The sequence below is a fragment of the Allobosea sp. LC85 genome (assembly GCF_000735605.1).
In the GTDB taxonomy this organism is placed as follows: domain Bacteria; phylum Pseudomonadota; class Alphaproteobacteria; order Rhizobiales; family Beijerinckiaceae; genus Allobosea.
In genome coordinates, this window is the sequence record NZ_JPKG01000059.1 from 263,456 (window position 1) to 288,621 (window position 25,166).

21 protein-coding genes are annotated in these 25,166 nt (G+C 65.5%); 16 read left to right on the plus strand and 5 right to left on the minus strand.

Annotated elements, in window-relative coordinates; translation table 11 throughout:
- Positions 1 to 103: 103 nt before the first annotated feature.
- Positions 104 to 1,480 carry a TIGR03808 family TAT-translocated repetitive protein gene (locus tag FG93_RS27690; protein ID WP_043241197.1) on the plus strand — a complete coding sequence of 459 codons (1,377 nt, stop codon included), beginning with the start codon at positions 104 to 106 and terminating at the stop codon, positions 1,478 to 1,480.
- 109 nt (positions 1,481 to 1,589) lie between these two features.
- On the opposite strand, the gene FG93_RS27695 is transcribed toward FG93_RS27690, so the two are convergent.
- The 4 genes from FG93_RS27695 to FG93_RS27710 form a co-directional block, all read right to left on the minus strand.
- Positions 1,590 to 2,468: a metallophosphoesterase gene (locus FG93_RS27695; protein ID WP_043241200.1), complete on the minus strand. Its 879-nt coding sequence runs from the start codon at positions 2,466 to 2,468 to the stop codon at positions 1,590 to 1,592.
- Between the two features lie 71 nt (positions 2,469 to 2,539).
- Positions 2,540 to 4,108, minus strand: coding sequence for an ABC transporter substrate-binding protein (locus FG93_RS27700; protein ID WP_043241204.1), 1,569 nt, complete (start codon positions 4,106 to 4,108; stop codon positions 2,540 to 2,542).
- A gap of 61 nt (positions 4,109 to 4,169) precedes the next feature.
- Complete coding sequence (locus FG93_RS27705; protein ID WP_043241207.1) at positions 4,170 to 5,072, minus strand: ABC transporter permease; 903 nt, start codon at positions 5,070 to 5,072, stop codon at positions 4,170 to 4,172.
- 6 nt (positions 5,073 to 5,078) lie between these two features.
- On the minus strand, positions 5,079 to 6,002 hold the full coding sequence (locus tag FG93_RS27710) for an ABC transporter permease (RefSeq protein WP_043241210.1): 924 nt from the start codon (positions 6,000 to 6,002) through the stop codon (positions 5,079 to 5,081).
- Positions 6,003 to 6,200: 198 nt separating this feature from the next.
- Between FG93_RS27710 and FG93_RS27715 the strand changes: the two genes are divergently transcribed.
- Positions 6,201 to 6,959 carry an HAD-IIA family hydrolase gene (locus tag FG93_RS27715; RefSeq protein ID WP_052514288.1) on the plus strand — a complete coding sequence of 253 codons (759 nt, stop codon included), beginning with the start codon at positions 6,201 to 6,203 and terminating at the stop codon, positions 6,957 to 6,959.
- On the plus strand, positions 6,956 to 7,888 hold the full coding sequence (locus FG93_RS27720) for a MurR/RpiR family transcriptional regulator (RefSeq protein ID WP_081881949.1): 933 nt from the start codon (positions 6,956 to 6,958) through the stop codon (positions 7,886 to 7,888). Before FG93_RS27715 ends, FG93_RS27720 begins: the two co-directional genes overlap by 4 nt.
- Positions 7,889 to 8,039: 151 nt before the next feature.
- Here the strand turns inward: FG93_RS27720 and FG93_RS27725 are convergent, their stop codons facing one another.
- Entirely contained in the window at positions 8,040 to 9,041 is a 1,002-nt protein-coding gene (locus tag FG93_RS27725; protein WP_043241213.1) for an asparaginase, read from the minus strand.
- Between the two features lie 149 nt (positions 9,042 to 9,190).
- Here FG93_RS27725 and FG93_RS27730 point away from each other — a divergent pair, with 149 nt between their 5' ends.
- The 13 genes from FG93_RS27730 to FG93_RS27790 all read left to right on the plus strand — a co-directional run bounded on the left by FG93_RS27730 (position 9,191) and on the right by FG93_RS27790 (position 25,156).
- Positions 9,191 to 10,015 carry an alpha/beta hydrolase gene (locus tag FG93_RS27730; RefSeq protein WP_043241604.1) on the plus strand — a complete coding sequence of 275 codons (825 nt, stop codon included), beginning with the start codon at positions 9,191 to 9,193 and terminating at the stop codon, positions 10,013 to 10,015.
- A gap of 50 nt (positions 10,016 to 10,065) precedes the next feature.
- Positions 10,066 to 10,302, plus strand: a complete 237-nt coding sequence (locus FG93_RS27735; RefSeq protein ID WP_038361355.1) for an Lrp/AsnC ligand binding domain-containing protein — start codon at positions 10,066 to 10,068, stop codon at positions 10,300 to 10,302.
- A gap of 144 nt (positions 10,303 to 10,446) precedes the next feature.
- Positions 10,447 to 12,039, plus strand: a complete 1,593-nt coding sequence (locus tag FG93_RS27740; protein WP_052514289.1) for an ABC transporter substrate-binding protein — start codon at positions 10,447 to 10,449, stop codon at positions 12,037 to 12,039.
- A gap of 152 nt (positions 12,040 to 12,191) precedes the next feature.
- Positions 12,192 to 13,169: an ABC transporter permease gene (locus FG93_RS27745; RefSeq protein WP_043241217.1), complete on the plus strand. Its 978-nt coding sequence runs from the start codon at positions 12,192 to 12,194 to the stop codon at positions 13,167 to 13,169.
- Entirely contained in the window at positions 13,166 to 14,092 is a 927-nt protein-coding gene (locus FG93_RS27750; RefSeq protein ID WP_043241220.1) for an ABC transporter permease, read from the plus strand. Before FG93_RS27745 ends, FG93_RS27750 begins: the two co-directional genes overlap by 4 nt.
- A 4-nt stretch (positions 14,093 to 14,096) precedes the next feature.
- Positions 14,097 to 15,083: an ABC transporter ATP-binding protein gene (locus FG93_RS27755; RefSeq protein ID WP_043241222.1), complete on the plus strand. Its 987-nt coding sequence runs from the start codon at positions 14,097 to 14,099 to the stop codon at positions 15,081 to 15,083.
- Positions 15,080 to 16,099, plus strand: a complete 1,020-nt coding sequence (locus FG93_RS27760) for an ABC transporter ATP-binding protein (RefSeq protein WP_043241225.1) — start codon at positions 15,080 to 15,082, stop codon at positions 16,097 to 16,099. The genes FG93_RS27755 and FG93_RS27760 overlap by 4 nt, the downstream gene beginning before the upstream one ends.
- Positions 16,100 to 16,217: 118 nt before the next feature.
- Positions 16,218 to 18,515, plus strand: coding sequence for an NADP-dependent malic enzyme (locus FG93_RS27765; protein ID WP_043241227.1), 2,298 nt, complete (start codon positions 16,218 to 16,220; stop codon positions 18,513 to 18,515).
- A gap of 78 nt (positions 18,516 to 18,593) precedes the next feature.
- Complete coding sequence (locus FG93_RS27770; RefSeq protein WP_043241228.1) at positions 18,594 to 19,712, plus strand: dienelactone hydrolase family protein; 1,119 nt, start codon at positions 18,594 to 18,596, stop codon at positions 19,710 to 19,712.
- A 131-nt stretch (positions 19,713 to 19,843) separates the two neighbouring features.
- The gene (locus tag FG93_RS27775) at positions 19,844 to 21,445 is read left to right on the plus strand and encodes a peptide ABC transporter substrate-binding protein (RefSeq protein WP_043241231.1); all 1,602 of its coding nucleotides are present in this window, start codon (positions 19,844 to 19,846) and stop codon (positions 21,443 to 21,445) included.
- A gap of 67 nt (positions 21,446 to 21,512) precedes the next feature.
- Positions 21,513 to 22,433: an ABC transporter permease subunit gene (locus tag FG93_RS27780; protein ID WP_043241234.1), complete on the plus strand. Its 921-nt coding sequence runs from the start codon at positions 21,513 to 21,515 to the stop codon at positions 22,431 to 22,433.
- 4 nt (positions 22,434 to 22,437) lie between these two features.
- Positions 22,438 to 23,559 carry an ABC transporter permease subunit gene (locus FG93_RS27785; RefSeq protein ID WP_043241237.1) on the plus strand — a complete coding sequence of 374 codons (1,122 nt, stop codon included), beginning with the start codon at positions 22,438 to 22,440 and terminating at the stop codon, positions 23,557 to 23,559.
- A gap of 1 nt (position 23,560) precedes the next feature.
- The gene (locus tag FG93_RS27790; protein ID WP_043241609.1) at positions 23,561 to 25,156 is read left to right on the plus strand and encodes an ABC transporter ATP-binding protein; all 1,596 of its coding nucleotides are present in this window, start codon (positions 23,561 to 23,563) and stop codon (positions 25,154 to 25,156) included.
- Positions 25,157 to 25,166: the final 10 nt, after the last annotated feature.

Below are 25,166 nucleotides of genomic sequence, written 5' to 3' on the forward strand. Positions count from 1 at the left end.
GTTGGACCATCGGCGGACGGGCTTGTCCGGCGGGTGCGCGAGCCTGAACGACACAACCAGGCCGGCACGCCGCTTGTACCCTTGCGGCGACCTGGAGGCCCTCATGGCGATTTCTCGGCGTTCCCTGCTGGCGGCGACATTTTTTGGGACAGGAGGGTGCGCCGCTCCGGCCGCAGCGCAGCAGGCAGCGCGGAACGAACCATCGCGCGCACTCGGCCAGTTCGGGCTGGAGGCCACTCATTTCGGACTGCGCCCCGGCTCCGCCGACGATCAGTCGCGGCTGCTTCAGAATGCGCTCGCGGAAGCGGCCAAGCGCAGCGCGCCCTTGCTGCTGCCGCCGGGGCGCTATCGCGTGTCCAATGTCGCCCTGCCCGAAGGCTCACGGCTGGTCGGCATTCCGGGCGCCACACAGCTCGTCGCGGCGCAAGCAGGCCCGCTGCTCATCGCCCGCCGCATCAAGCGCGCGGCGCTGACAGGGCTCAGTTTCGACGGTCTCGACATCCGCGCCAGCGAACGTGCCGGGCTTGTGGCAGCCGAGGAGGTCCTGGAACTGACCGTGAATGACTGCGACCTCGCCAATGCGGGCTCGGTCGGCCTGGTCCTGACCCGGACGGCAGGGCGCATCCAGGCCAGCAGGTTTCGCAACATGCGCGAATCGGCGCTGTTCTCGCTCGATTCGCGCGGGCTCTCGATCGAAGGCAACCAGATCGAGGATTGCGGCAATAACGGCATCCAGATCTGGCGCAGCCAGGCGGGGGACGATCAGTCGCTCATTCGCGGCAACCGGATCAACCGCATCCGTTCCGATTCCGGCGGTGACGGCCCCAACGGCAACGGCATCAGCCTGTTCCGCGCCGGCGGTGTCATCATCGAGAGCAACAGCCTGCGCGACTGCGCGCTGACCTTCATCCGGAACAACTCCGGCTCAACCGTGCAGATCATCGGCAACCAGGGCAAACGCTGCGGCGAGACCGCGCTCTATTCGGAATTCGCCTTCGAGGGCGCCATCATCAGCGGCAATCTGCTGGAGGATTGTGCGATGGGCGTGAGCCTCACCAATCTCGACCATGGCGGACGGCTCGCTGTCGTCGCCAACAACATCATCCGCAACGCTCAGAAGGGCTACGCCCCGAAGGGCAAGGAGCCGGTCGGTGGCATGGGCGTGCATGTCGAGGCGGAAGCCACCGTGACCGGCAATGTCGTGGAGAATGCCAGCGATGTCGGCATCTCGCTCGGCTGGTCCTGGGCCATGCGCAATCTGGTGGCCACCGGCAACATCGTCCGCAAGACCGGGATCGGCATCTCGGTCTCGCTGGTCCCGAAGGAGCGCAACGCCCTGATCGCCAACAATGTCATTGCGGAAGCGAAGCTCGGCGCCGTCCTCGGTACCGAATACGGCAAGATCGTCACGGGCGACCTGACGCAAGCTGCCGACAAGCGGGCAACCGGCATCCGCGTCGAGAACAACGCGGTGAGCTAGGCGTCATTTCCAAGAAGGTTGTCCAGTCTAGTCCGGGGCTGCTTTCCGCCGAGGTCTGAGTGTGGTGGGGAGAGATTGGTCTGTCCCTTCCACGCAATCTCCAAGGCGATCACTCCGCTGCAAGCGAATGATGGCGATGGCGTAGCTCCGGATGCTCTGAAAATGGCTGCAACGGCGTCATCCAGCGCCGAAGCGTGTCGGCGGCATCGAGTTTCGCAACGAAGGGGTCGTTGCCATAGACCGTCCAGACGATCCTCTCGCTGAGCTCCAGCAACCCCCAGGCGCCCGCCGGCCGCGGCATGGTGGTGAAGCTCTCGGTCAGCGATTGCAGCGTCAGATGCGGGATGCCGTCGACGGTGGTCAGGGTGTTCCAGTGGACATGCCCTGAGAGGCAGATGACCGGAACACGGGCCTGGCGCAGCACGGCGCGCGCCCGCTCAGCTCCGGGATAGGTCGAGAATTCGGGATTGCGCTCGAAATAGTAGTTGCCGGTCTGGGCGTGGCCCGAAAGCGGGACATGGCTCATGATCGCGAGCGGGCGGTCGGCGGCGTTGACGGTCGCGGCGAGCCAGAGCAGGTCGGCCTCGGTCAGCACAAAGCCGCCCGGCCGGTGGATTTTCGAATCCGCCGCCCAGAGCACGAGGCGCCAATCGCCCAGATCGACAGTCCGATGGCCGAGCGGCTGGCCGAGGATCGCCTCGTTTTCGACGACAGTCAGATGATCGCGGTCATGGTTGCCGCAGAGGTGAAAGCGCGGTGCGGCGATGGCAGCGAAGGCGTCCGCCACCTCCTGCTCCAGCCGGAGGTCGGTCGCATGGTCGCGATCGGAGATGCGGTCGCCGAGATCGATGACGGCGTCGGGCCGGGCTTCCGCGACGAAACGGCGGAATTCGGCCATGAGCGGCAGGGCCTCGCTGCCCTTCTTGGTGAAGCTGTTCTCACCGTGATGGATATCGGCGACGACGGCGAGGCGAAGGGTTTTGGCCATGGCTGGGCTCACGATGCGAGGGACGGCGAAGGAACTGAGGGGCCGGCGCGAGCGGGCCCCTCTCGATGAATTCAGCGGGCGGCGAGCGTCACGCGGCCGGCACGGAAATCGAGGACATAAGGGATATGCCCAGGCAGCGGCCGCCAGGCGAGCGCGCGCTTCATGCCGTATGACTCGTAGGGCTGGTAGAGCGGCAGGACCGGTGGGTCGTTCTTGATCGCCTGCATCAGCTCGGCATAGGCCTTCTTGCGCTCGCCGAGATCGGTCGAGAAGCGGAAGCGCTCCCATAGTGCGATATAGGCGTCGTCAGCCTTGAAGCGGCCTTCCGAGGCCGAGTTGCCGGTGGGCGCCCACATGATGCCGAAGGCGCCCGCGGGATCGGGGAAATACATCGGGTTCGACCAGGCGCGGGCCATCATGGTCGGATCGGAGCCGGTCCATTGCTCGGTGACGTTGAGTTGGGTCTTGACGCCGATGGCGGCCCACATTTCCTGGATCGCCTGCGCGGCGAGCAGGCCGTTGGTGTAATAGGCCGCCTGGACATCGTAGCGGATCGGGGTGCCGTCGTAGCCGGCTTCCTTGAGCAGGGCCTTGGCCTTCGCCGGATCGTATTCGAAGGTGCTGAGCTCGGGCATGTAAAGCTGGCCGAACTGCTGGAAGCTATGGCTCGTCGGTACCTTCGCCTTGCCGAACCAGAGCGCCTCGTTCAGCGTCTTGCGGTCGATGGCGTAGGAGAGCGCCTGGCGCAGCTTCGGATTGGCCATCTTCGGGTTCTGCGTATTGAAGATGACGACGTGGAAGAGCGGCGTCTGCATGCCCTCGACCTTGAGCTTCGCGTCCGAGGCGATCGGCTCGAGCTGGTCCGGCGGGACATTGGTGATCAGGTCGACTTCGGCATTCTTCAGCGCCGTCAGCCGGCCGGAGAGTTCCGGGATGCGTTGCAGCGTGATCTTCTGGAACGGCGCCTTCTCACCCCAGAAGCCATCGAAACGCTCATAGACGAGGCGCTGGTTCGGCACGAATTCGGTGATCTTGTAGGGGCCGGTGCCGACGGGCTTCAGCGCGAAGGCTTCGAAATCGGCCGGCTCGGCGACGTTCGGATCGCCAGTCAGGGCCAGGATGTATTTCTTCGGCACGATCATGCCCTGCTGCACATTGAGCAGCGTCTCGAACAGCGGTTCGGGCTTCGTCGCGGTGATCCGCACCGTCTCGGCATCGACCGCCTCGACCTTCGCCATGTTGGGCAGCGTGTCGCGCTTGCGCACGGTATAGGGCGCGAAGGTCGAGTTGATGATGCGGTCGAAGGAGAAGACCACATCCTCGACCGTCATGGGAGCGCCGTTGTGGAAGGTCACGCCCTGGCGGATCTTGAGCTCGATCTCGGTCGGCGAAACCTGCTTCCAGCTTGTCGCGATGCCCGGCTGCCAGACGCTCTCGGCGCGGTTCGCATCCTTGCCGATCAGCGGGTCGAAGGCGTTGAAATAGAACTGCGAGCCGACATTGGAGAAATCGCGGCCGGGGTCGAGCCAGGGCGCCATGTTCTGCACGCCGACCTTGAGGTCCTGGGCTCGGGCAAGCCCGGTCAGAGCGGTTGTCGCGAGCGCGGCGGCGAGCGCGGTCTTCAGCAAGGTCTTGAGCATCGTTTTCAGCCCTTTTCGGTTCGAGCAAAGGTCATTCGGCAGGCAAGGCGGCGGCGGTGCGTCAGCGTTCGCGCAAACGCACGTCGAAATGGTCGCGCAGGAAATCGCCGAGCAGCATGGCGGCGAGGCTGACGAGCACGATCACCACGGCCGGCACCACCACGATCCAGGGTGCGGAGGCCATGTAGTCGCGCCCCTGACCGACCATGGAGCCGAGCGTGGCAGTCGGCGGCTGGACGCCGAGCCCGAGGAAGGAGAGGGCGGATTCGAGCAGGATCAGGTTCGAGAAATTCAGGCTCGCCATCACCACGACCGGCGAGACGATGTTCGGGATCATGTGGACGGTCGCGATGTGCCAGCGGGTCGCGCCGGCGGCTCGGGCAGCCTCGATGAAAGGCATCTCCCGCAAGCCGAGGACCTGGGCCCGCACCAGCCTGGCGAAATGGGCCCAATAGGCGACGCCGAGCACGCAGATCAGCACCGCGACATCGGTTCCCGCCAGCGCAATGACGAGCAGCGCGACGAGCGTGAAGGGCAGTGACAGCTTGATGTCGACGAGCCCCATGATCAGCGCATCGACCCGGCCTCCGAGCTGCCCGGCGACGAGCCCGAACGCAACACCAATGACGAGGCCGATCAGCGTTCCGAACAGCGCGAGCGCCAGCGTCAGCCTGAGGCCGTAAAGGCAGCGCGACAGCAGATCGCGGCCGAGTTGATCATTGCCGAGCCAATGCGCCGGATTGGCGCGCTCGAACCCGAGCGGCGGACGCAGCCGCGCCAGCAGCTTCTGCTGATCGGGGTCGAAGGGTGCGAGCACGGGCGCGAGCACGGCCAGGATCATGAGCGCGAGCGCCAGAAGCGCAGCCGCGACGACCAGGGCGTTCATGCCCGCGGGAAGCACGAAGCGCCCGCGCGGCTTGCGCTGCGGCGCGAAGGCGATCTTGGGGTCGAGAGTGTCGGTCATGACCGCTCAGGCTCCAGCCAGGCGCACGCGCGGATCGACCAGCGCATAGGCGAGATCGACCAGCAGGTTGACGACGATGACGGCGGAGGCGACGACGAGGACGCCAAATTGCAGGACGGGATAGTCGCGGCGCAGCGTCGCGCCGACCAGAAGGTCGCCGACGCCGTTCCAGGCGAAGACGGTCTCGACCACCACTGCGCCCGAGACGAGCGTGGTGATCTGCAGGCCGAGCACCGTGATGACCGGGATCAACGCATTGCGCAGGCCGTGATGGAGAATGATGCTGCTCTCGGGGAGCCCCTTGGCCCGGGCCGTACGCATATAGTCCTGCGAGAGGACGTCGAGCATGGCGTTGCGGGTGTAGCGCACCAGCGCCGCGACGAAATAGGCCGAGAGCGCGACTGTCGGCATGATGTAATGCGCGAAGGTGGCCGAGCCGGCGCTGGGCAGCCAGTGCAGCGTGTAGGAGAAGACCAGCAGCAGCAGGATGGCGAGCACGAAGTTCGGGATGGCGTAGCCGAGAAAGGCCGTGAAGAGCACGGCGCTGCCGCGCGCCTGGCCGCGCCAGACGGCCGCCAGGATACCGACCGGCACGCCGACACAGATCGTCAGTGCCAGGGTCGCGACCAGGAGCGAGGCGCTCTGCCAGAGCCGTTCGGTGAAGATCGTCGCGACCGGCCGCCGCTCCATCAGTCCGAGGCCGAAATCGCCTGACAGAAGCGAGCGCCAGAAGAGCCAGTACTGCTCGGCGACGGACCGATCGAGCCCCCAATAGGCGATCATCTCGCGCCGCGAGGCGGCATCCAGCCCTTCCGGCATCAGGAAGTCGATCGGGTTGCCGGTCAGGCGCGTCGCGAGGAAGACGACCGAGGCGATCGCCCAGAGCGTTATCCCCATGCGCAGCAGCCGGCCTCCGAGGAATTCGACCATGTTTTCCTCCTGCCATGGAGCCGCGGAACGTCGCCTTGCATGCCCGGCTTCGGCCGTGGCGCGTCCTGCGACGGTCTCGTTCTAGGCGGCGTTTCATGACAGGATGATGAAATAATCTCATCACATATCGAATTTGACACTGAGTTAATCTCAGTTCATGGACTCGCCTCACTCGCTGTCAGGTTTTGGATTCGCGCGATGGGCTCGCTTCACGACATTCAGGGTTGTCTCGTTGATCTCGACGGCACCCTGGTGCGCGGCCGGCAGGTTCTTCCCGGCGCACATGCCTTTCTCGAAAGGCTGGGAGGCCGCTTCGTCATCGTCTCGAACGATGCCGAGCATACCCCGCTCGAATTGTCCCGCGGCCTCAAGCGCCTCGGCCTGGTTGCCGAGCAGCACCGGATCGTTCTCGCCGGCGCGACCGCGCTCGACGAGATCGCGCGCCGGCGGCCCCGGGCCCGCATCTACATTATGGCCAGCAAGAGCCTGATGAGCCATGCCCGCGACCGCGACCTCGTCCCGGTGCAGGAACGGCCAGACATCGTCTTTCTCGGACGCGACCGGCATTTTTCCTACGAACGCCTGATGGTTGCGGCCAATGCGGTGCGCGACGGCGCCGAGCTCGTCGCGGCCAATCCCGATCTCGTCCATCCCGGCCCCGATGGTGCGGTGGTGCCGGAGACCGGCGCACTCATGGCGGCGCTGCTCGCCTGCACCGGCCCCGTGCCGTATCGCATCATCGGCAAACCGGAACCCGCATTGTTCGAGGCCGGCCTGGCGCTGCTCGGGCTGCCCAAGAGGGTCGTGCTGATGGTTGGTGACAACCCGGCGACCGACGGCGAGGGCGCACGGGGCTTCGGCCTGCGCTATTTCGAAGTTCGCAACGGGATCTTCCCTGCCATCGCGGCGAATGCGCCTTGTCGTGATGCGGTCGACATGCTGGCGTTCTCTGCATGACGGCGTCGAATCGCAATTCCAGACCGGCCGAGGCTGCCCCCGGCGAACCGGGCACCGAGCGGCGCAAGGGCAACGTCACGCCCAACCTTGAGGGTGCGCGCGAACGCCTGCAGGCGCTGCGCGCCAAGCTGCCGCCCACGGCTGCACGCATCGCCGATTTCTTCATGACCCATACCGCCGAGGTGGTGCACATGTCGGTCACCGAAGTGGCCGAACGCACCGGAGCGAGCGAAGGCAGCGTCATCTCGCTCTGCCAGCAGCTCGGCGCGCGCGGCTTCCAGCAGGTCAAGATCGCCCTGGCGCGCGATCTGGTGCAGCCGGTTCAGTTCATCCATGAGGATCTGGCCCGCTCCGACGACACCGGCACGGTGATCGAAAAGATCTTTCGCAGCGATCTCCAGGCTCTGCATGACACCATGAAGGTGCTCGACACCAAGGCGATGGAGGCGGCGGTTGCCGCGATCCTGAAGGCGCGTCGCGTCGAGCTCTACGGCATCGGCAGCGCGGCTCCGATTGCCGAGGATGCCAATTACCGCCTGCTGCGCGTCGGTATCGAGGCGAAGGTCGTGGTTGATTCCCACATCCAGGCGATCAGCGCCTCGTTGACCGGGCCAGACGTGGCGGTGATCACCATCTCCCACTCCGGCAGCACGCTTGAGACGGTTGCAGCCACGAAACTTGCCAAGGAAGCCGGCGCGACGACGATCTGCATCACCAATTTCGGCAAGTCGCCGCTGCTCGCCCATGCCGATATTGTGCTGCACACGATGGCGCGCGAAACGCAATTCCGCACCGAGGCGATGACGAGCCGGATCGCACAGCTCGCCATCATTGACGCGCTGATCGCCTGCTTGTCGCTCGCCACCTACGACAAGGCTCTGGCGACGATAGGCAAGACCTTCGACGTCCTGTCGACCAAGCGCTTCTGAGCCGTCGGCAGGGGGAGCTTCATTCAGACGAACATGTTTGCGCCGCTGCTAGATCATCGGATCGGATATCGTATCCGATCCGATGATCTAGCCTGATGTGTTTGCATCGGCTTTGCCCCGAAAACCGCAATCCACTTTTCGGGCCGATGCTTTAGGCGCTGGCCGCCGCCCTCACCCGCCCGACCTCGATGCCGTTCCAGTTCTTCAGGACGCTTTCGCGCAGCGGCGCGAAGCTCGCCGCTTCCGTCTCGCTCATCGGCAGGAAGCGCGCGATCAGCGAGGCCATCACGACCTCGGCGGCGCGGCCCGCCCCGTCATCGCATTTCAGCGCGATCCCAAGCCCGAGCTCCGGAATCGCTCCGCAATAGACGCCTTCCGCCCCGGTCTTGATGAAGATGCGCTCGCGCAGGAGTTCCATCGCCCGCGTGTCGAACCGGCCGGTACCCGCCACCATGAAGGGATGGGCTGCGACCGCCTTGCGGATGCGGAGTGCGGCCTCGGCGCGCTTCGGTCCTAGCCCGTGGCCGGACCCGAGGCGGGCGAAGCCGAGCGCCAGAGACGTCAGCGGCACGGCGTAGGTCGGAATGGAGCAGCCGTCGGTGCCCATGAGATCAGTGGTGTGGGCGGCGCCTGTCACCTCTTCGAGCGCGCCGCGCACCGCCTTCTGCACGGCGTGACCGGCCTTCACGTAACCGGTCGGGTCCTCATCCAGACCGCAGGACAGGCAGACGAAACCGGCATGTTTGCCCGAGCAGTTGTTGTTGAGAGCGGTCGGCTCCTGGCCGTCCTTGGAGATGGCACGCGCCGCTGCTTCGTTCATCGGCCAATGCGCGCCGCATTCGAGGCAGCCGGCGTCCCGCCCGGCCTTCCTCAGCATGCCGAGCGAGGTTTCGGCATGAGCCGACTCGCCGGAATGCGAGGCGACGGCAAGCGCGATCTCGGCTTCGGTCAATCGGTAGCGGTCGGCAGCGCCGCTCTCGAACAGCGGCAGGGCCTGGATCGCCTTCACCGCCGAGCGCGGGAACACCGGGCGCTCGACATCCCCCAGCGAAAGCACCGCGGCGCCGTCAGCGTCCACCACGATTGCCGCGCCGCGATGGCGCGATTCGACGACGGCGCCGCGCATCACCTCGGCAAGAACGGGGTTTTCCATAACGATCTCCAGGCTCGCAGAGGCCATGCACATGGGGCCCAGCCTTGTGGCGTTTGCGGCTCGACCTGTCAAAAGCCATGGCGCAGACTGGCGAGGTCTGCGATTCAGGACGTCGTCCGCAACCGCAGAGCCGGAGAGCCGAGCCAGCCATGTCGACGGATTACGAGACAGAGTACAATAACCGCGCCCGCGTGCCGGAGCATCCTGAGATCATCGCCGGCTGGCAGGCCGACGCTGCCGCCTATCGCGCTGTCGCCGTCAGCGAACTCGGCATTTCCTATGGCCCGGGCGAGCGCCAGCATTACGACCTGTTCAAGCCCGAGGCGGTCAAGGGCAATGCGATCGTGCTCTTCATCCATGGCGGCTACTGGCAGGCGCTGGACCGCTCCTATTTCTCGCATATGGCGCGCGGCGTGAACCGGCTCGGCGTCCCCATGGCGGTCGCGGGCTACGATCTCTGCCCGCAGGTCGAGCTCGGCCACATCGTCTGGGAACTGCAGCAGGCGGCCGCAGCCCTCTGGCGGCAGTTCCGCCGACCGATCGTTGCAGCCGGCCACTCGGCCGGCGGGCACCTCGCCGCCTGCCTGCTCGCCACCGACTGGAAGAATGTCGACCACGACCTGCCGGTCCACCTGGTGCCGGCGGCCTATGGCATCTCCGGCCTCTACAACCTCAAGCCCCTGACAGAGACCAGTATCAACGCGGCGCTGGGGCTCGACATGGCATCGGCCGAGCGGGAAAGCCCCCTGTTCTGGCCGGCTCCCTCCGGGTTGCTGATGGACGCGGTGGTCGGCGGGGCCGAGAGCGGTGAGTACCTGAAACAGAGCCGTCGGATCACCGATGTCTGGGGCCTGGAAGGCGTCAGGACGCATTATGGCGAGATCGACGGCGCAAACCATTTCACCGTTCTTGCCGATCTTCCGGATCCGGAAAGCGCGATGAGCAAGCGCCTGGCCGAACTCGCAGGCGCTTGATCTTCCGGCGCGAGGCTCTATCCAGAGGGACAGGATTTTCGGAGCGCGTGATGCAGACCTTCTTCGTCGAGATCAAATGCAAGCTCGGCAAGACCTATGAGGTCGCCAGCGAACTCGCCGATCGCGAGATCGCCTCGGAGATCTACTCGACCGCCGGCAACTACGACATCCTGGCCAAGTTCCACGTCGCCGCGGATGTCGATATCGGCCATTTCGTCGCGCAGAAGGTGCAGTCGATCCCCGAGATCGCCGACACGCACACGATCATCACCTTCAAGGCGTTCTAAGGCCTTTCACCACCCTCTTCCTGCCACACGCAGGCATGCACCGGCTTTACGAATCCGTGGAGAAGAAAATTCTCCACGCGGTGACTGCTGGCCATGCCGGCACCAATCCGCCAAAACATCCGCTGAACTCGGGAGGTTCTTTCAATGAGAAACGTCGCCACATTCGCCAGCCGCGCTGCCATGGCCGCGGCGCTGTCCCTGGTCGCGGGCGCCGCTGTCGCGCAGGAATTGCGCATCGGCATCTCGGCCGAGCCGAGCGCGATGGACCCGCATTATCACAACCTGACCCCCAACAACATGCTGGCCCGGCACATCTACGAGCCGCTGGTCGGCCAGGACGCCTCGCAGCGGCTGGTTCCCGGCCTCGCCGAAAGCTGGAAGGCAGTCGACGACACGACCTGGGAGTTCAAGCTCCGGCAGAACGTCAAGTTCCATGACGGCTCGCCCTTCACCGCCGACGACGTGCTCGCGACCTTCCAGCGCGCGCCGAACGTGCCCAAGAGCCCGTCGAGCTTCTCGGCCTATGTGCGCGGCAAGGAGATCAGCAAGGTCGACGACCACACGATCCGCATCAAGACGGCCGCGCCCGCGCCGCTGGTGCCGACCGACCTGTCGACGTTCGGCGTCATCTCGGCCAAGTGCAAGGACACCACGACCGAGGAATTCAATGCCGGCAAATGCGCTGCTGGCGGTACCGGCCCCTACAAGCAGGCCGAATTCGTCTCGGGCGACCGCGTCGTCATGACCGCCAATGAGAACTGGTGGGGCGGCAGCAAGGGCCTCTGGAAGAAGGTGACGTTCCGGATCGTCACCTCGGCGCCCACCCGGGTCGCAGCCCTGCTCGCCGGCGATGTCGACATGATCGAAGCCGTGCCGACCTCGGATGTCGCCAAGCTCAAGGGCGACAAGAACCTTAACGTCGTCAGCCAGGTCTCCAACCGCGTGGTCTATTTCCACATGGACCATTTCCGCGACGTCTCGCCCTTCATCAAGGGCAAGGACGGCTCCGAGATCAAGAACCCGCTCAAGGATGTCCGCGTCCGCAAGGCGCTTTCGATGGCGATCAATCGGCCCGGCATCGTCGAGCGCATCATGGAGAAGGAAGCGATCCCCGCCGGCCAGCTCCTGCCCGATTCATTCTTCGGCACCTCCAAGAACCTGAAGCCTGTCGCCTTCGATCTCAACGGCGCCAAGAAGCTGCTCGCCGAGGCCGGTTACCCGAACGGCTTCAAGATGAAGATGCATGGGCCGAACGGGCGCTACACCAACGACACCAAGATCATCGAGGCCGCCGCCCAGATGTTCGCACGGCTCGGCATCGAGACCGAGGTCGAGACGCTGCCCCCGGCGAATTTCTTCACCCGTGCCTCGCAGGGCGCACCGGGCAATGTGCCGGAATTCTCCTTCATCCTCGTCGGCTGGGCCGCCGGGACGGGCGAATCCTCGGACTCGCTCAAGGCGCTGCTTGCAACCTTCAACCCGCAGAAGGGCATGGGAGCGACCAATCGCGGCCGCTACTCGAACGCGGCCTTCGACGCGAAGGTCGAGGAAGGCCTGCGCACGGTCGACGACAAGAAGCGCGATGCCATCTTCGGCGAGGCGATGGAGATCGGCATGAACGATGTCGGGCTGATCCCGACACATTTCCAGCTCAACACCTGGGCTGCCCGCAAGGGCTTCAAGGTCGAGCCGCGCTCGGACGAGTACACGCTCGCAACCTCCGTCGCCAAGCAGTGACGGCTCGGGCGGATTGACGTCGTTCCCGGGCTTAAAGCCCGGGACCCTCTTGCCGGAGACCGCTGGTCACGGAATGGTCGGGCCCAACCCGGCCACGCTGCTTTGAGCGCTGCGTTCGCGCACACCATCCTGCTCGCGAAGGAACCAACCCCATGGCTGCCTTCATCCTTCGTCGCCTGGCGCAGGCACTCTTCGTCATCGGGGCGATGCTGGTCATTGTCTTCTTCGGCGTGAACGTCGTTGGCGATCCGATCTACATGCTCGTCTCGCCGGAGATGAACCAGGAGCAGATCGCCGAAACGGCCCGCTCGCTCGGCCTCGACCGGCCGATCTGGGAACAGTTCCTGATCTTCCTCAGGAATGCCGTGCAAGGCGATCTCGGCCGCTCCTTCGTGCATGGCGAGTCCGCGATCAAGCTCATCCTGTCGCGCATGCCGGCGACGCTGGAGCTCGCCCTTGTCGCACTTTTCATGGCGATCGTGATCGGGCTGCCGCTTGGCCTCTATGCGGGGCTGAAGCCGGAGAGCAAGGCGTCCCGCGCGATCATGGCGATCTCGATCCTCGGCTTCTCGCTGCCGACCTTCTGGGTCGGGCTGATGCTGATCCTCGCCTTCGCCGTGGGATTGGGCTGGCTGCCCGCCACGGGCCGGGGCGAAACCGTCTCCGTACTCGGCATCGAGACCTCGCTGCTCACGGTGGACGGCTGGCAGCATGTGGCCCTGCCGGCGCTGAATCTCGCGCTGCTCAAGATCTCGCTTGTCATCCGCCTGGCGCGGGCGGGGGCACGCGAGGCCGCCCTGATGGACTATGTCAAATTCGCCCGTGCCAAGGGCCTGTCGCAGAGCCGGATCATCGGCGTTCACATCCTGAAGAACATCATGATCCCGATCGTCACCGTGCTCGGACTCGAATTCGGCTCGCTCGTCGCCTTCTCCGTGGTGACGGAGACGATCTTCGCCTGGCCCGGCATGGGCCGTCTCCTGCTGGAGGCGATCACCCGGCTCGATCGACCGGTCATCGTCGCCTATGTCATGGTCGTCGTCGTGCTGTTCGTGACGATCAACCTGCTGGTCGATCTCGTTTATTCCGCGCTCGATCCGCGCGTCCGCCTGACGGAGGCCAGCACGTGAGCGAGACCAGCCTGCCCCCGGTCACGACGACCCCGGCCGCCCCGACCAGGGAGGAGACGCCGCTGCGGCGCTTCGCCCGCAGCTTCATCGAGGACCGCGTTGCGTTGCTCGGTCTCCTGGTCTTCGCGACGATCGTGCTGCTGGCGCTCGCCGCGCCGCTGATCGCACCGCAGAACCCCTATGACCTTGCAGCGGTCGACGTGATGGACTCCCGCCAGCCGCCAGGTGCCGTGGCCGGCGAAGGGTTTACGATGTGGCTGGGCTCGGATGGCGTCGGCCGTGACCTGCTCTCCGGCATTCTCTACGGCCTGCGCATTTCGCTGATGGTGGGAGCCTTCTCCGGGCTGATCGCCGCCACCGTCGGCATGACCGTCGGACTGATCGCCGCCTATGCCGGCGGCAAGGTCGAGACCGTGATCATGCGGCTCGTCGACCTGCAATTGTCGCTGCCCTCGGTCCTCGTCGCGCTGATCCTCGTCGCGGCGCTCGGCAAGGGCGTCGACAAGATCATCATCGCCCTCGTCATCGTGCAATGGGCCTATTACGCCCGCACGGTCCGCGGCTCTGCGCTGGTCGAGCGACGCAAGGAATATGTCGAGGCCGCGCAGTCGCTCGGCCTTTCCCATGCGCGCACCGTCTTCCGCCATATCCTGCCAAACTGCCTCGCCCCGGTCATCGTGATCGCGACCGTGCAGACCGCTCACGCGATCTCGCTGGAGGCGACGCTGTCCTTCCTCGGGGTCGGCCTGCCGCAGACGGAGCCCTCGCTCGGCGTGCTGATCGCCAACGGCTTCCAGTACATGATCTCGGGCAGCTACTGGATCTCGGTCTTCCCCGGCCTCGCCTTGCTCATGACCATCGTCTCGATCAACCTGGTCGGCGACAGGTTGCGCGACGTGCTGAACCCGCGCCTGGAGAAGTGAAGCCATGAGCGATCACGTGCTCCAGGTCAGCGATCTCAAGACCCATTTCTTCACCCGCGCCGGCACGGTGAAGTCGGTCGACGGGGTCTCGTTCCATGTCAGTCGCGGCGAGGTGCTGGGCCTGGTCGGCGAATCCGGCTCGGGCAAATCCGTCACCGGCTTCTCGATCATGGGGCTGATCGATCCCCCCGGCCGTATTGTCGAGGGCTCGATCAAGCTCAACGGCAAGGAGCTCGTCGGTCTCGGTGAAGGCGAATTCCGGAAGGTCCGCGGTCGCGAGGTCGCGATGATCTTCCAGGATCCGATGATGACGCTGAACCCGGTCCTGCGCATCGACACGCAGATGATCGAAGCCGTCACCGCCCATGACAAGGTCTCGCACAAGGCGGCGCGTGCACGCGCCCGCGATGCCCTCGCCAAGGTCGGCATCCCCTCGCCCGAGGAGCGGTTGAAGGCCTATCCGCATCAGTTCTCGGGCGGCATGCGCCAGCGTGTCGCCATCGCGATTGCGCTGCTGCATCGACCACCGCTGATCATTTGCGACGAGCCGACGACCGCCCTCGACGTCACCATCCAGAGCCAGATCCTTGCCGAGATGCAATCGCTCTGCGCCGAGACCGGGACGGCCCTGGTCTGGATCACCCATGACCTCGGCGTCGTCGCCGGGCTCGCGGACCGGATCGCGGTGATGTACGCCGGCCGCATCGTCGAGGCGGGCGCGGTCGATCCCGTGCTGGACACCCCCTTGCACCCCTATACGGCCGGCCTGCTCGGCTCGCTACCGAGCGAGGGCGAACCAGGTGAGATGCTGCGCCAGATCAGGGGCTCGACACCCTCGCTCGCTCGCCTGCCGCAGGGCTGCGCCTTTGCTCCGCGCTGCGACTACGCGCAGGCCGACTGCCTCACTATCGCCCCCGCCACGACGGCTTTCCCCGGCGAGCGCGGCGTGCGCTGTCATCACCCCCTGAGCGGAACCGGGGTTGCGGCATGAACGATAGACCGATCCTCACCCTCGAAGGCGTCTCGAAGCGCTTCGCCAAACCGCTCGACGCAGCTGCGAAATTCGCGAACTGGTTCGGCGCCGGCAATACCGAAGAGGTCGTGCACGCGGTCGACAGCGTCGATCTCTCGATCGGGGCCGGCGAGGTCGTCGGGCTGGTCGGCGAATCCGGCTGCGGCAAATCAACGCTCGGGCGGGTCGTTGCAGGGATCCACAAGGCAAGCGCCGGCCGCGTGAGCTGGCGCGGGCGCTATACCGACGAGATGAGCGCCGAGGAGCGCCACGCCGCAACGCTGGCGATCCAGATGATCTTCCAGGATCCGATGTCCTCGCTCAATCCGCGCATGCGGGTCAGCGATATCGTCGGCGAAGCGCCGGTCGTGCACGGGCTGACGACACGCGCCGGCCAGGCCGATTATGTCGACGACATTCTCAATCGCGTCGGCCTCGATCCGACCTACAAGCGCCGCTATCCGCACCAGTTCTCGGGCGGACAGCGGGCCCGCATCGGCATCGCGAGAGCGCTGGCGGTGAAGCCGGAATTCCTCGTCTGCGACGAAAGCGTGGCTGCTCTCGATGTCTCGATTCAGGCTCAGGTGCTGAATCTTTTCATGAAGCTGCGCGACGAACTCAACCTGACCTACCTCTTCATCAGCCACGACCTCGGCGTGGTCCGGCACCTCTCGGACCGGGTCGTGATCATGTATCTCGGTCGTGTCGTCGAAGCCGCGCCCGCGGCCGCCCTCTTCAAGGGGCCGCAGCACCCCTATGCCCAGGCGCTGCTCGCCAATGTGCCGACGATCACGGCCCGCAAGAAGCGTTTTTCGCCGCTCAGCGGCGAGATCCCCTCGCCGCTTCACCCGCCATCAGGCTGCCATTTCCACCCGCGCTGCCCGCATGCCGGCCCGCGCTGCAAGGTGGAACGGCCGGCTCTGAAGACGATCGCGTCCGGCCATGTCGCGGCGTGTCACCTGCATGACGGCGGCGTCGGAGCGATGGCGGCCTGAAGCGATCTTGTCGTTTCGGTCGAATGATTGTTGCCCCCGGCACGCTTGACGGCACATCGTTTCCGGGCGACCTCCAAGCTGATTTGGCCTTGGGCCGCGGAGCTAGGAACGCAGGACGATGAAAAGCACCTTGTCGACGGATCTTCGCTCGGGCGCGCTCGTCTACCACCGCCAGCCCCGGCCCGGTAAGCTCGAGATCCAGGCGACGAAGCCTCTCGGCAACCAGCGCGACCTGGCGCTCGCCTATTCTCCCGGCGTGGCGGCCGCCTGCGAGGCGATCGTCGACGATCCGGCGGAAGCCGCCGAACTGACCTCGCGCCAGAACCTCGTCGCGGTCATCACCAACGGCACGGCCGTTCTCGGCCTCGGCGATATCGGCCCGCTCGCCTCCAAGCCCGTGATGGAGGGCAAGGCGGTCCTGTTCAAGAAATTCGCCGGGATCGACTGCTTCGACATCGAAGTCGACCAGAAGAACATCGAGAAATTCGTCGATGTCGTCGCGGCGCTGGAACCGACCTTCGGCGGCATCAACCTTGAGGACATCAAGGGTCCCGAATGCTTCGAGATCGAGGAGCAGCTCAAGGCCCGGATGAACATCCCGGTCTTCCATGACGACCAGCACGGCACGGCGATCATCGTCAGCGCCGCGATCCTGAACGGGCTCGATCTCGCGGGAAAGCAGATCGGCGACGTCAAGATCGTGGTCTCCGGCGCCGGCGCAGCCGCGCTTGCCTGCCTCAATCTTCTGGTCGAGCTCGGCGCCAAGCGTCGGAACATCTGGGTCACCGACCTTGAAGGCGTGGTCCACAAGGGCCGCAACACGCTGATGGACCGCTGGAAGGAGGTCTATGCGCAGGAGACCGATGCGCGGACCCTCAGCGACGTGATCGGCGACGCGGATGTCTTCCTCGGCCTCTCCGCCGCCGGCGTCCTGAAGCCCGAGATGGCCAAGCGCATGGCGGCGAGCCCGCTGATCCTGGCGCTGGCCAACCCCAACCCGGAGATCACGCCGGAGGATGCGCTCGCCGCACGTCCTGACGCGATGATCTGCACCGGCCGCTCGGACTATCCGAACCAGGTCAACAACGTCCTGTGCTTCCCCTATATTTTCCGCGGCGCGCTCGATGTCCACGCCACGACGATCAACGAGGCGATGAAGCTCGCTGCCGTGCACGCCATTGCATCGCTGGCGCGGGAGGCCACGTCCGACATCGCGGCGCGCGCCTATGGCGGCGAGTCGCAGACTTTCGGTGCGACCTCGCTGATTCCGAATCCATTCGATCCGCGCCTGATCCTGCGGATTGCACCGGCCGTCGCGCAGGCCGCGATGGATACCGGCGTCGCCCGCAAGCCGCTGGCCGATATCGAGGCCTATCGCGAGGATCTCTCGCGCTTCGTCTTCCGCTCCGGCTTCATCATGAAGCCGCTCTTTGCGCAGGCGAAGGCCGATCCCAAGCGCGTCATCTACGCCGAGGGCGAGGATGAGCGCGTGCTGCGCGCCGCCCAGGTGGCGCTGGAGGAAGGCATGGCCGTGCCGATCCTGATCGGCCGCCCGAGCGTCATCGAAACCCGGGTGAAGCGCTTCGGGCTGACGATCCGGCCAGGCGTCGATTGCGAGGTGATCAACCCCGAGGATGATCCGCGCTATCGCGACTACGTGCAGACCTATCTCGAAATCGCCGGCCGGCGCGGCATCACGCCGGAGGCCGCGCGTGTGCTGGTGCGGACCAACAACACCGTAATCGCCGCACTTGCAGTCATGCGCGGCGAGGCCGACGCCATGATCACCGGCCTGGAAGGGCGCTTCCTGTCGCGCCTGCGGCACATCAAGGACATCATCGGGCTTGCGCCCGGCGCGCGCGACATCTCGGCGATGACGCTGATCATCACCAACAAGGGCGCCTTCTTCCTCGCCGATACCCATGTGAAGCATGATCCGACCGCCGAGGAGATCGCCGACATGGCCGTGATCGCGGCGAGCCATGTCGCGCGCTTCGGCATCACGCCCAAGATCGCCCTGCTCTCGCATTCCGATTTCGGCGCCGCCGACACCTCCTCCTCGCTGAAGATGCGCAAGGCGGTCTGCCTGATCCGCGAGCGCGCGCCGGACCTCGAATGCGACGGCGAGATGGAAGCCGACACCGCCCTCCTGCCGATGGTGCGCGACAGGGTCCTGCCCTCCTCGCATCTCAAGGGCGTCGCCAATGTGCTGATCTTCCCGAATCTCGACGCCGCCAACATCGCCTACCAGTTCGCCAAGGTGCTGGCGGACGCGCTCCCCGTCGGCCCGATCCTGATCGGAGCGGACAAGCCGGTGCATATCCTGACCGGCTCGGTGACGGCGCGCGGCGTCGTCAACATGACGGCTGTGGCCGTGGTCGAGGCGCAGGAACGCGCAGCGGCATTGCCAGCTTAGTCAGGAGGACGTTGCAGCGACGCCGTTTCCTGCCATTCTGCGGTTAAGCCGACCGGGCGGACTTGCGGGGAACAGGCTATGCGCATCATCGGGATGCTGCTGCGGCTCACGGCTTTCATGCTTCCGATCCTGGCCGCTACAGCGGTCAGCGCGCAGGAGCCCCTGCGCGAGGAGAGCACCTTTCTCCGGATCAAGCTCGACGGACGTGACGTCAGACTCGAAGCGCTGATCGTCAGGCCGGAGCGTGCGGAGGGCCGCCTCCCGCTGGCGCTGATCACCCACGGCAAATCCTCGAGCAGCGTCAGCATGGGGGATTTGCGGGCGGCCTCCTACACCACCGTCGCCCGGGATTTCGCCCGGCGTGGCTGGCTCGCTGCCGTTGTCATGCGTCGTGGCTTCGGTCAGTCGGATGGGCCCTTTCCCGCCTCGACCTCCTGCGCCGATCTCGAATTCACCAGCCGCTTCGAGGCTGATGCCAGCGAGCTCGAAGCCGCCCTGCGGGTGCTGCAGCAGCGCGAGGATGTCGACCCGGGGCGCGCCATAGCGGTCGGAGAATCGGCCGGCGGCGCGGCGGTCCTGGCACTCGCCCAACGCAAGCCTGCGGGCTTGCGCGGCATCGTCAATGTCGCCGGCGGCCTGAATATCGACACCTGTGTCGACAAGGCGCGCGATGCACTGGTCGGCGTCGTCAAGGGCAGGCAGTCGCCGGGCGCGCCGCCACAGCTCTGGATCTATGCGAAGAACGACGAGCTGTTTCCGCCCGAACTCGTCGACCGCATGCGCGGTGCCGCACGCGATGCCGGTGGCGATATCCGCTTCGTCGAACTGCCTGAAATCAGGCCCAACGGCCACCTGATCTTCCGTCACGGACAGGCCCGCTTCTTCTGGCTGCGCGAGGTCGACGCGTCGCTGCGTGCCTGGAAGCTGCCGACCTGGTCGCCCGCACAGGCAAAGGACCTCTTCGCCAAGCTGGGGCTGACGGCGCGCGCCGCGGCCTTCGAGCAGTATTTTGCAGCGCCCGGCGAGAAAGCGATGGCGCTCAGCCGGTCACGCAAGCATTTCCGCTACACTTTCGGCTCCCAGACGCTTGATCGCGCCAAGGAAGCGACGCTCGGCGATTGTGCCAAGGCCGCAGGCGACTGCGTGATCGCCTTCGAAAACAACACGTTCATCCTTCCCGCCGACAGCGCCCCGTAAACGAAACTGGGATCAAGATTTTTTCCTGCTTGGAAGGTTCTTTCCTGCTTGGCAGCGCGCGAGCAGCGCGCTCTACTCTCCCGGTCATGTCAGGAACAGGCAGGAATACCTGCCCTCAGGGGAGTTTCGTCATGTTCAGGATCACGCGCCGCGCGGCGCCGCTCGCATTTGCCGCGGTTCTGGCGCTCGCCACCACCACCGTCGCGCTGGCCCAGGTCACGTTCCATCGCGGCAACGACTCCGATCCCGAGACGCTCGACGCGCACAAGACCTCGACCGTCTCGGAAGCGCATCTGCTGCGCGATCTCTCCGAGGGACTCGTGATCCACCACATCAACGGCACCGTCGTGCCGGGAGTGGCCGAGAGCTGGACGATCAGCCCGGACGGCAAGACCTATACGTTCAAGCTCCGCCCCAATGCGAAATGGTCGAACGGAGACGCGGTAAAGGCCTCGGATTTCGTCTTCTCGCTACGGCGCATGGTCAACCCCGAGACGGGCGCGAAATACGCCAGCATCCTGTACCCGATCCTGAATGCCGAGAAGATCAACAAGAGCGACGGGGGCGCGAAGCCGGCCGATCTCGGCGTGGCGGCCATCAATGACACGACGCTCGAGATCAAGCTGGAGCGATCGACCCCCTATTTTCTCGAATTGCTGACGCACCAGACCGGACTTCCGGTCCATCCGGCCTCCGTCGCGAAGTTCGGCAGCGATTTCGTCAAGCCCGAGAACTGGGTTTCGAACGGCGCCTATGTGCTCAAGGAGTTCGTGCCGAACTCCCATATCAAGCTTGAAAAGAACAAGGCCTTCCACGACGCCGCCAACGCCAAGATCGATACGGTGATCTATTATCCGTCGCCGGATCTCGCCGCCGCCGCCCGGCGCTTCCAGGCCGGCGAACTGCATATGACGACCGACATACCCGCCGACCAGATCAAGCAGCTGCGCGAGAAGCTGGGCGATCAGGTCAAGGTCGCGCCCTATCTCGGCACCTATTTCCTCATCATCAATAGCTCAAAGAAGCCCTTCGACGATGTCCGCGTTCGCCAGGCCCTGTCCATGGTGCTCGACCGCGAGTTCATCGCCGACGAGATCTGGGGCGGCACGATGCTGCCGGCCTATGGCGTCATCCCACCGAATATCGGCAATTACGGCACCGCCGCCGAAGCCGACTTCAAGAACACCTCGCCGCTCGATCGTGAGGACAAGGCCAAGCAGCTGCTCAAGGATGCGGGCTTCGGGCCGGGCGTGCCGTTGAAGATACAGCTCCGCTACAACACCACCGACAACAACCGCCGCACCGTCATCGCCATTGCCGAGCAGTGGAAGGCGCTCGGCGTCGAGACCAGCTTCATCAACACCGACGGCAAGACCCATTTCGCCCTTCTGCGCGACGGCGGCGATTTCGACATCGCCCGCTATGGCTGGATCGGCGATTTTTCGGACCCTCAGAACTTCCTGTTCCTGTTCCTCAGCGACAACAAGGGGTTCAATTCCGGCAAGTACAACAACCCGACCTTCGATGGCTTGCTGGCCAAGGCCGCCGACGAGATCGACCTGACCAAGCGCGCCGCGATCCTGCGCGAGGCGGACGCGATCCTCGCCGCCGAGGTGCCGTGGATTCCAGTGATGTACTATTCGTCGAAGAACCTGGTCTCGCCCAAGCTCGTCGGCTTCCAGCAGAACCTGCGCGGCGCGCTGCCGACACGCTTCATGAGCCTGAAGCCGTAAGCAACCTGCGCGTCATGGCCGGGTCCGCCCCCGGTCATGACGCCGCCATCGGCCCGGTTCATTCGGAATGCTCTCCTTCATCCTGCGTCGCCTCGCCATCGCGATCCCGACCCTGTTCGTGATCGTGACGATTTCCTTCTTCCTGATGCGCGTCGCACCGGGCGGGCCGTTCGACCTCGAACAGCCGCTGGAAGCGAAGGTGATGGAGAACCTGCGTCGGATCTATCAGCTGGACCGTCCACTCCATCAGCAATATCTGACCTATCTCGCAGCATTGATCAGAGGTGATTTCGGCCCCTCCTTCTACTTCCGCGACTTCTCCATCGCAGAACTCTTCGCGCAGGGACTGCCGGTCTCGATGCGGTTGGGTGCATCGGCGCTCGTGCTGGCCCTGCTGGTCGGCGCCCCGCTCGGCGTGCTCGCAGCCTTCCGCCAGAACCAGCATGCCGACCATGCCGTGATGGGCTTTGCAACGGCCGGTATCACCATTCCGAATTTCGTGGTCGCGCCCGTGCTGCAGATCGTCTTCGGGCTGATGCTGGCCTGGCTGCCGGTCGGCGGCTGGAACGGCGGCGCTGCGCGCAACACCATCCTGCCGATCGTGACGCTGGCGCTGCCGCAGATCGCGGTGATCGCGCGGATGACCCGCGCAGCGATGATCGAGACCCTGCGTGCCAACCACATCCGCACTTTGCGGGCGCAAGGGCTTTCCAGCGTGACGGTCGCGCTGCATGCCCTGCGCGGCGCGGCCTTGCCCGTCGTCTCCTATCTCGGGCCGGCGGCCGCGGCCTTGCTGACAGGCTCGGTCGTGGTCGAGAGCATCTTCGCCATTCCCGGCATCGGCCGCTATTTCGTCGAGGGCGCGCTCAACCGCGACTACACCCTGGTGATGGGCACGGTCGTCGTCGTCGCGATCTTCGTGCTGGTCTTCAACCTCGTCGTCGACATTCTCTATGCGCTGCTCGATCCGCGCGTCAGGCTGGAGTGAGCGCATGAGCGAGATCACGCTTGCTCCCCCGCCGGTTGCCGGACGCTCGCTCTGGCAGGATGCGCGCATCCGGCTGATGCGCAACCGCGCGGCGGTCGCGAGCCTGATCGTGCTGGCGCTGATGACGCTGGCCTGCCTGATCGGCCCGTTGATGACCGGGCACGCGCATGATCGGGTCTACCAGGACTATGTCCGTGTTCCCGCCAGCCTCGACAGCTATCCCAAGGCCGAGACGATACCGGCCGCCGTGCAGCGCATCGCCTCCCGCGTCCGGGCGACGGCGAGCGATGTCGCAATAGGCCAGGACGGCGTGCGCCTGACGCTGATGTCACAGCGCCCGATCGATCAGCGCCTTCTCGTCTATTTCGATCGCTCCGACCAGTTCGGCACGCCGAAGATCATGGCCAATGAGGAAGATGGCCGCAGGCTCTCGCTGGAAGTCCCGCTCAAGCGGCAGCGCTTCTGGTTCGGCACCGACGCCAATGGCCGCGACCTGCTGACCCGCACGCTGATCGCCGGGCGGGTTTCGCTGGCGATCGGGCTGCTCGCGACGGGCGTCGCGCTCGTGATCGGCGTGAGCTACGGCGCCACGTCGGGCTATCTCGGCGGGCGCATCGACATGCTGATGATGCGCATCGTCGACGTGCTCTATTCGCTGCCCTTCATCTTCTTTGTCATCCTGCTGGTCGTCTTCTTCGGCCGGAATTTCATCCTGATGTTCCTCGCGGTCGGCGCGATCGAATGGCTCGACATGGCCCGGATCGTTCGCGGGCAGACGCTCTCGATCAAGCGGCAGGAATACGTGCTGGCGGCCGAGGCGCTCGGCGTCACGACCGGCGGCATCCTCAGGCGCCATGTCATTCCCAACACGCTTGGCCCGGTCATCATCTATGTCACGCTGCTGGTGCCGAAGATCATCCTGCTGGAGAGCTTCCTCTCCTTCCTCGGCCTTGGCGTACAGGAGCCCATGACGAGCTGGGGCGTGCTGATCTCGGACGGCGCCCGCTCGATCCAGGGCGCCCCCTGGATGCTGATCTTCCCGGCGGCCTTCCTCGTGACCACGCTGTTTGCTCTGAACTTCCTCGGCGATGGCCTGCGCGATGCGCTCGATCCGAAAGATCGCTGAGATGGCGGACGCACCGATCCTCGATATTCGCGGCCTGCGCGTCCGCTTCCGGACCAATGACGGGCTGCTCGACGCGGTGAACGGCGTCGATATCGCCGTCGGAGCCGGCGAATTCGTCGCCATCGTCGGCGAATCCGGTTCCGGCAAAAGCCAGACGGTGATGGCTGCGATGGGCCTGCTCGCCGCAAATGGCGAGGCGGAAGGCTCGATCCGCTATCGCGGCACGGAACTGCTCGGGCTGAAGCCCAAGGAACTCAACGCCTATCGCGGCCGGAAGCTCGCGATGATTTTCCAGGAGCCCATGACATCGCTCGATCCGCTGTTCCGGATCGGCAGCCAGATGGCTGCGCCGCTGCGCAAGCACCAGGGATTGTCACGCAGCGCAGCGCAGGCGCGGGCGCTCGAACTCCTGAAACTCGTCCAGATTCCCCGGCCGCAGGAACGGCTCGATGCCTATCCGCACGAACTCTCAGGCGGGCAGCGCCAGCGCGTCATGATCGCGATGGCGCTTGCCAATGACCCCGACATCCTGATTGCCGACGAACCGACGACGGCGCTCGACGTCACCATCGAGGCCGAGATTCTGGCGCTGATCGCCGATCTCCGGAGGCGCCTCGGCATGGCCGTTGTCCTGATCAGCCACGATCTCGGGCTGGTGCGGAAATATGCAGAGCGCGTCTACGTGATGAAGTCCGGCGAAGTGGTGGAGAGCGGCACCACCAAGGCCCTTTTCGCAGCACCGAGCCATCCCTACACCAAGCTGCTGCTCTCGGCCGAGCCCGCAGGCCATAAGGAGCCTGCGCCGAGCGGCGCCCCGATCCTGCTCGAGGCCCATGACCTGCGCGTCAGCTATGATCTCGGTCGTGGCTTTCTCTGGCGCAGGCAAGCGCTGCTCCACGCCGTCGACGGTGTCGATCTGACGCTGAAGCAAGGCCAGACCATCGGCATCGTCGGAGAATCCGGCTCGGGAAAGTCCACGCTCGGAAAGGCCCTCCTCAAGCTCGTGCCGGCAAGCGGGCAGATCCGGTTCGAGGACCGGGCGCTGGCGCCTCTCGGTCGTTCGCAGATGCGGCCGCTGCGCAAGAGCCTGCAGGTCGTCTTCCAGGACCCGTTCGGCTCGCTCTCGCCGCGACTCACCGTGGGCGAAATCGTCAGCGAGGGGCTGCTCGTCCATGCGCCCCATCTGACGCGCGCCGAACGCGACATGCGCGCGGCGCAGGCCTTGGAGGAGGTCTCGCTCGATCCGCGCCTGCGCAACCGCTATCCGCATGAATTCTCGGGCGGGCAGCGCCAGCGCATCGCGATCGCGCGCGCCATGATCCTGCACCCGGCGCTCGTCGTGCTCGACGAGCCGACCTCGGCGCTCGATCGCACCGTGCAGAAGAGCATCGTGGCGCTGCTCAAGGACCTCCAGGCCCGCCACGCCCTCTCCTATCTCTTCATCAGCCACGACCTCGCCGTGGTCCGCGCCATGGCCGACACGATCATGGTGATGAAGGATGGCAGCGTCGTCGAAAGCGGGCCGACCGAGGCGATCTTTGCGGCGCCGCGCGAAAGCTACACGCAGAGGCTGATCGCGGCCGCGCTGAAGGCGTGAGTGCATCCGG

What these genes read in the sequence shown, in the direction of transcription:
- FG93_RS27690 (WP_043241197.1), top strand. Translation starts at nt 104, where the DNA reads ATGGCGATTTCTCGGCGTTCCCTGCTGGCGGCGACATTTTTTGGGACA.
- FG93_RS27695 (WP_043241200.1), bottom strand. Translation starts at nt 2,468, where the DNA reads ATGGCCAAAACCCTTCGCCTCGCCGTCGTCGCCGATATCCATCACGGT.
- FG93_RS27700 (WP_043241204.1), bottom strand. Translation starts at nt 4,108, where the DNA reads ATGCTCAAGACCTTGCTGAAGACCGCGCTCGCCGCCGCGCTCGCGACA.
- FG93_RS27705 (WP_043241207.1), bottom strand. Translation starts at nt 5,072, where the DNA reads ATGACCGACACTCTCGACCCCAAGATCGCCTTCGCGCCGCAGCGCAAG.
- FG93_RS27710 (WP_043241210.1), bottom strand. Translation starts at nt 6,002, where the DNA reads ATGGTCGAATTCCTCGGAGGCCGGCTGCTGCGCATGGGGATAACGCTC.
- FG93_RS27715 (WP_052514288.1), top strand. Translation starts at nt 6,201, where the DNA reads ATGGGCTCGCTTCACGACATTCAGGGTTGTCTCGTTGATCTCGACGGC.
- FG93_RS27720 (WP_081881949.1), top strand. Translation starts at nt 6,956, where the DNA reads ATGACGGCGTCGAATCGCAATTCCAGACCGGCCGAGGCTGCCCCCGGC.
- FG93_RS27725 (WP_043241213.1), bottom strand. Translation starts at nt 9,041, where the DNA reads ATGGAAAACCCCGTTCTTGCCGAGGTGATGCGCGGCGCCGTCGTCGAA.
- FG93_RS27730 (WP_043241604.1), top strand. Translation starts at nt 9,191, where the DNA reads ATGTCGACGGATTACGAGACAGAGTACAATAACCGCGCCCGCGTGCCG.
- FG93_RS27735 (WP_038361355.1), top strand. Translation starts at nt 10,066, where the DNA reads ATGCAGACCTTCTTCGTCGAGATCAAATGCAAGCTCGGCAAGACCTAT.
- FG93_RS27740 (WP_052514289.1), top strand. Translation starts at nt 10,447, where the DNA reads ATGAGAAACGTCGCCACATTCGCCAGCCGCGCTGCCATGGCCGCGGCG.
- FG93_RS27745 (WP_043241217.1), top strand. Translation starts at nt 12,192, where the DNA reads ATGGCTGCCTTCATCCTTCGTCGCCTGGCGCAGGCACTCTTCGTCATC.
- FG93_RS27755 (WP_043241222.1), top strand. Translation starts at nt 14,097, where the DNA reads ATGAGCGATCACGTGCTCCAGGTCAGCGATCTCAAGACCCATTTCTTC.
- FG93_RS27760 (WP_043241225.1), top strand. Translation starts at nt 15,080, where the DNA reads ATGAACGATAGACCGATCCTCACCCTCGAAGGCGTCTCGAAGCGCTTC.
- FG93_RS27765 (WP_043241227.1), top strand. Translation starts at nt 16,218, where the DNA reads ATGAAAAGCACCTTGTCGACGGATCTTCGCTCGGGCGCGCTCGTCTAC.
- FG93_RS27770 (WP_043241228.1), top strand. Translation starts at nt 18,594, where the DNA reads ATGCGCATCATCGGGATGCTGCTGCGGCTCACGGCTTTCATGCTTCCG.
- FG93_RS27775 (WP_043241231.1), top strand. Translation starts at nt 19,844, where the DNA reads ATGTTCAGGATCACGCGCCGCGCGGCGCCGCTCGCATTTGCCGCGGTT.
- FG93_RS27780 (WP_043241234.1), top strand. Translation starts at nt 21,513, where the DNA reads ATGCTCTCCTTCATCCTGCGTCGCCTCGCCATCGCGATCCCGACCCTG.
- FG93_RS27785 (WP_043241237.1), top strand. Translation starts at nt 22,438, where the DNA reads ATGAGCGAGATCACGCTTGCTCCCCCGCCGGTTGCCGGACGCTCGCTC.
- FG93_RS27790 (WP_043241609.1), top strand. Translation starts at nt 23,561, where the DNA reads ATGGCGGACGCACCGATCCTCGATATTCGCGGCCTGCGCGTCCGCTTC.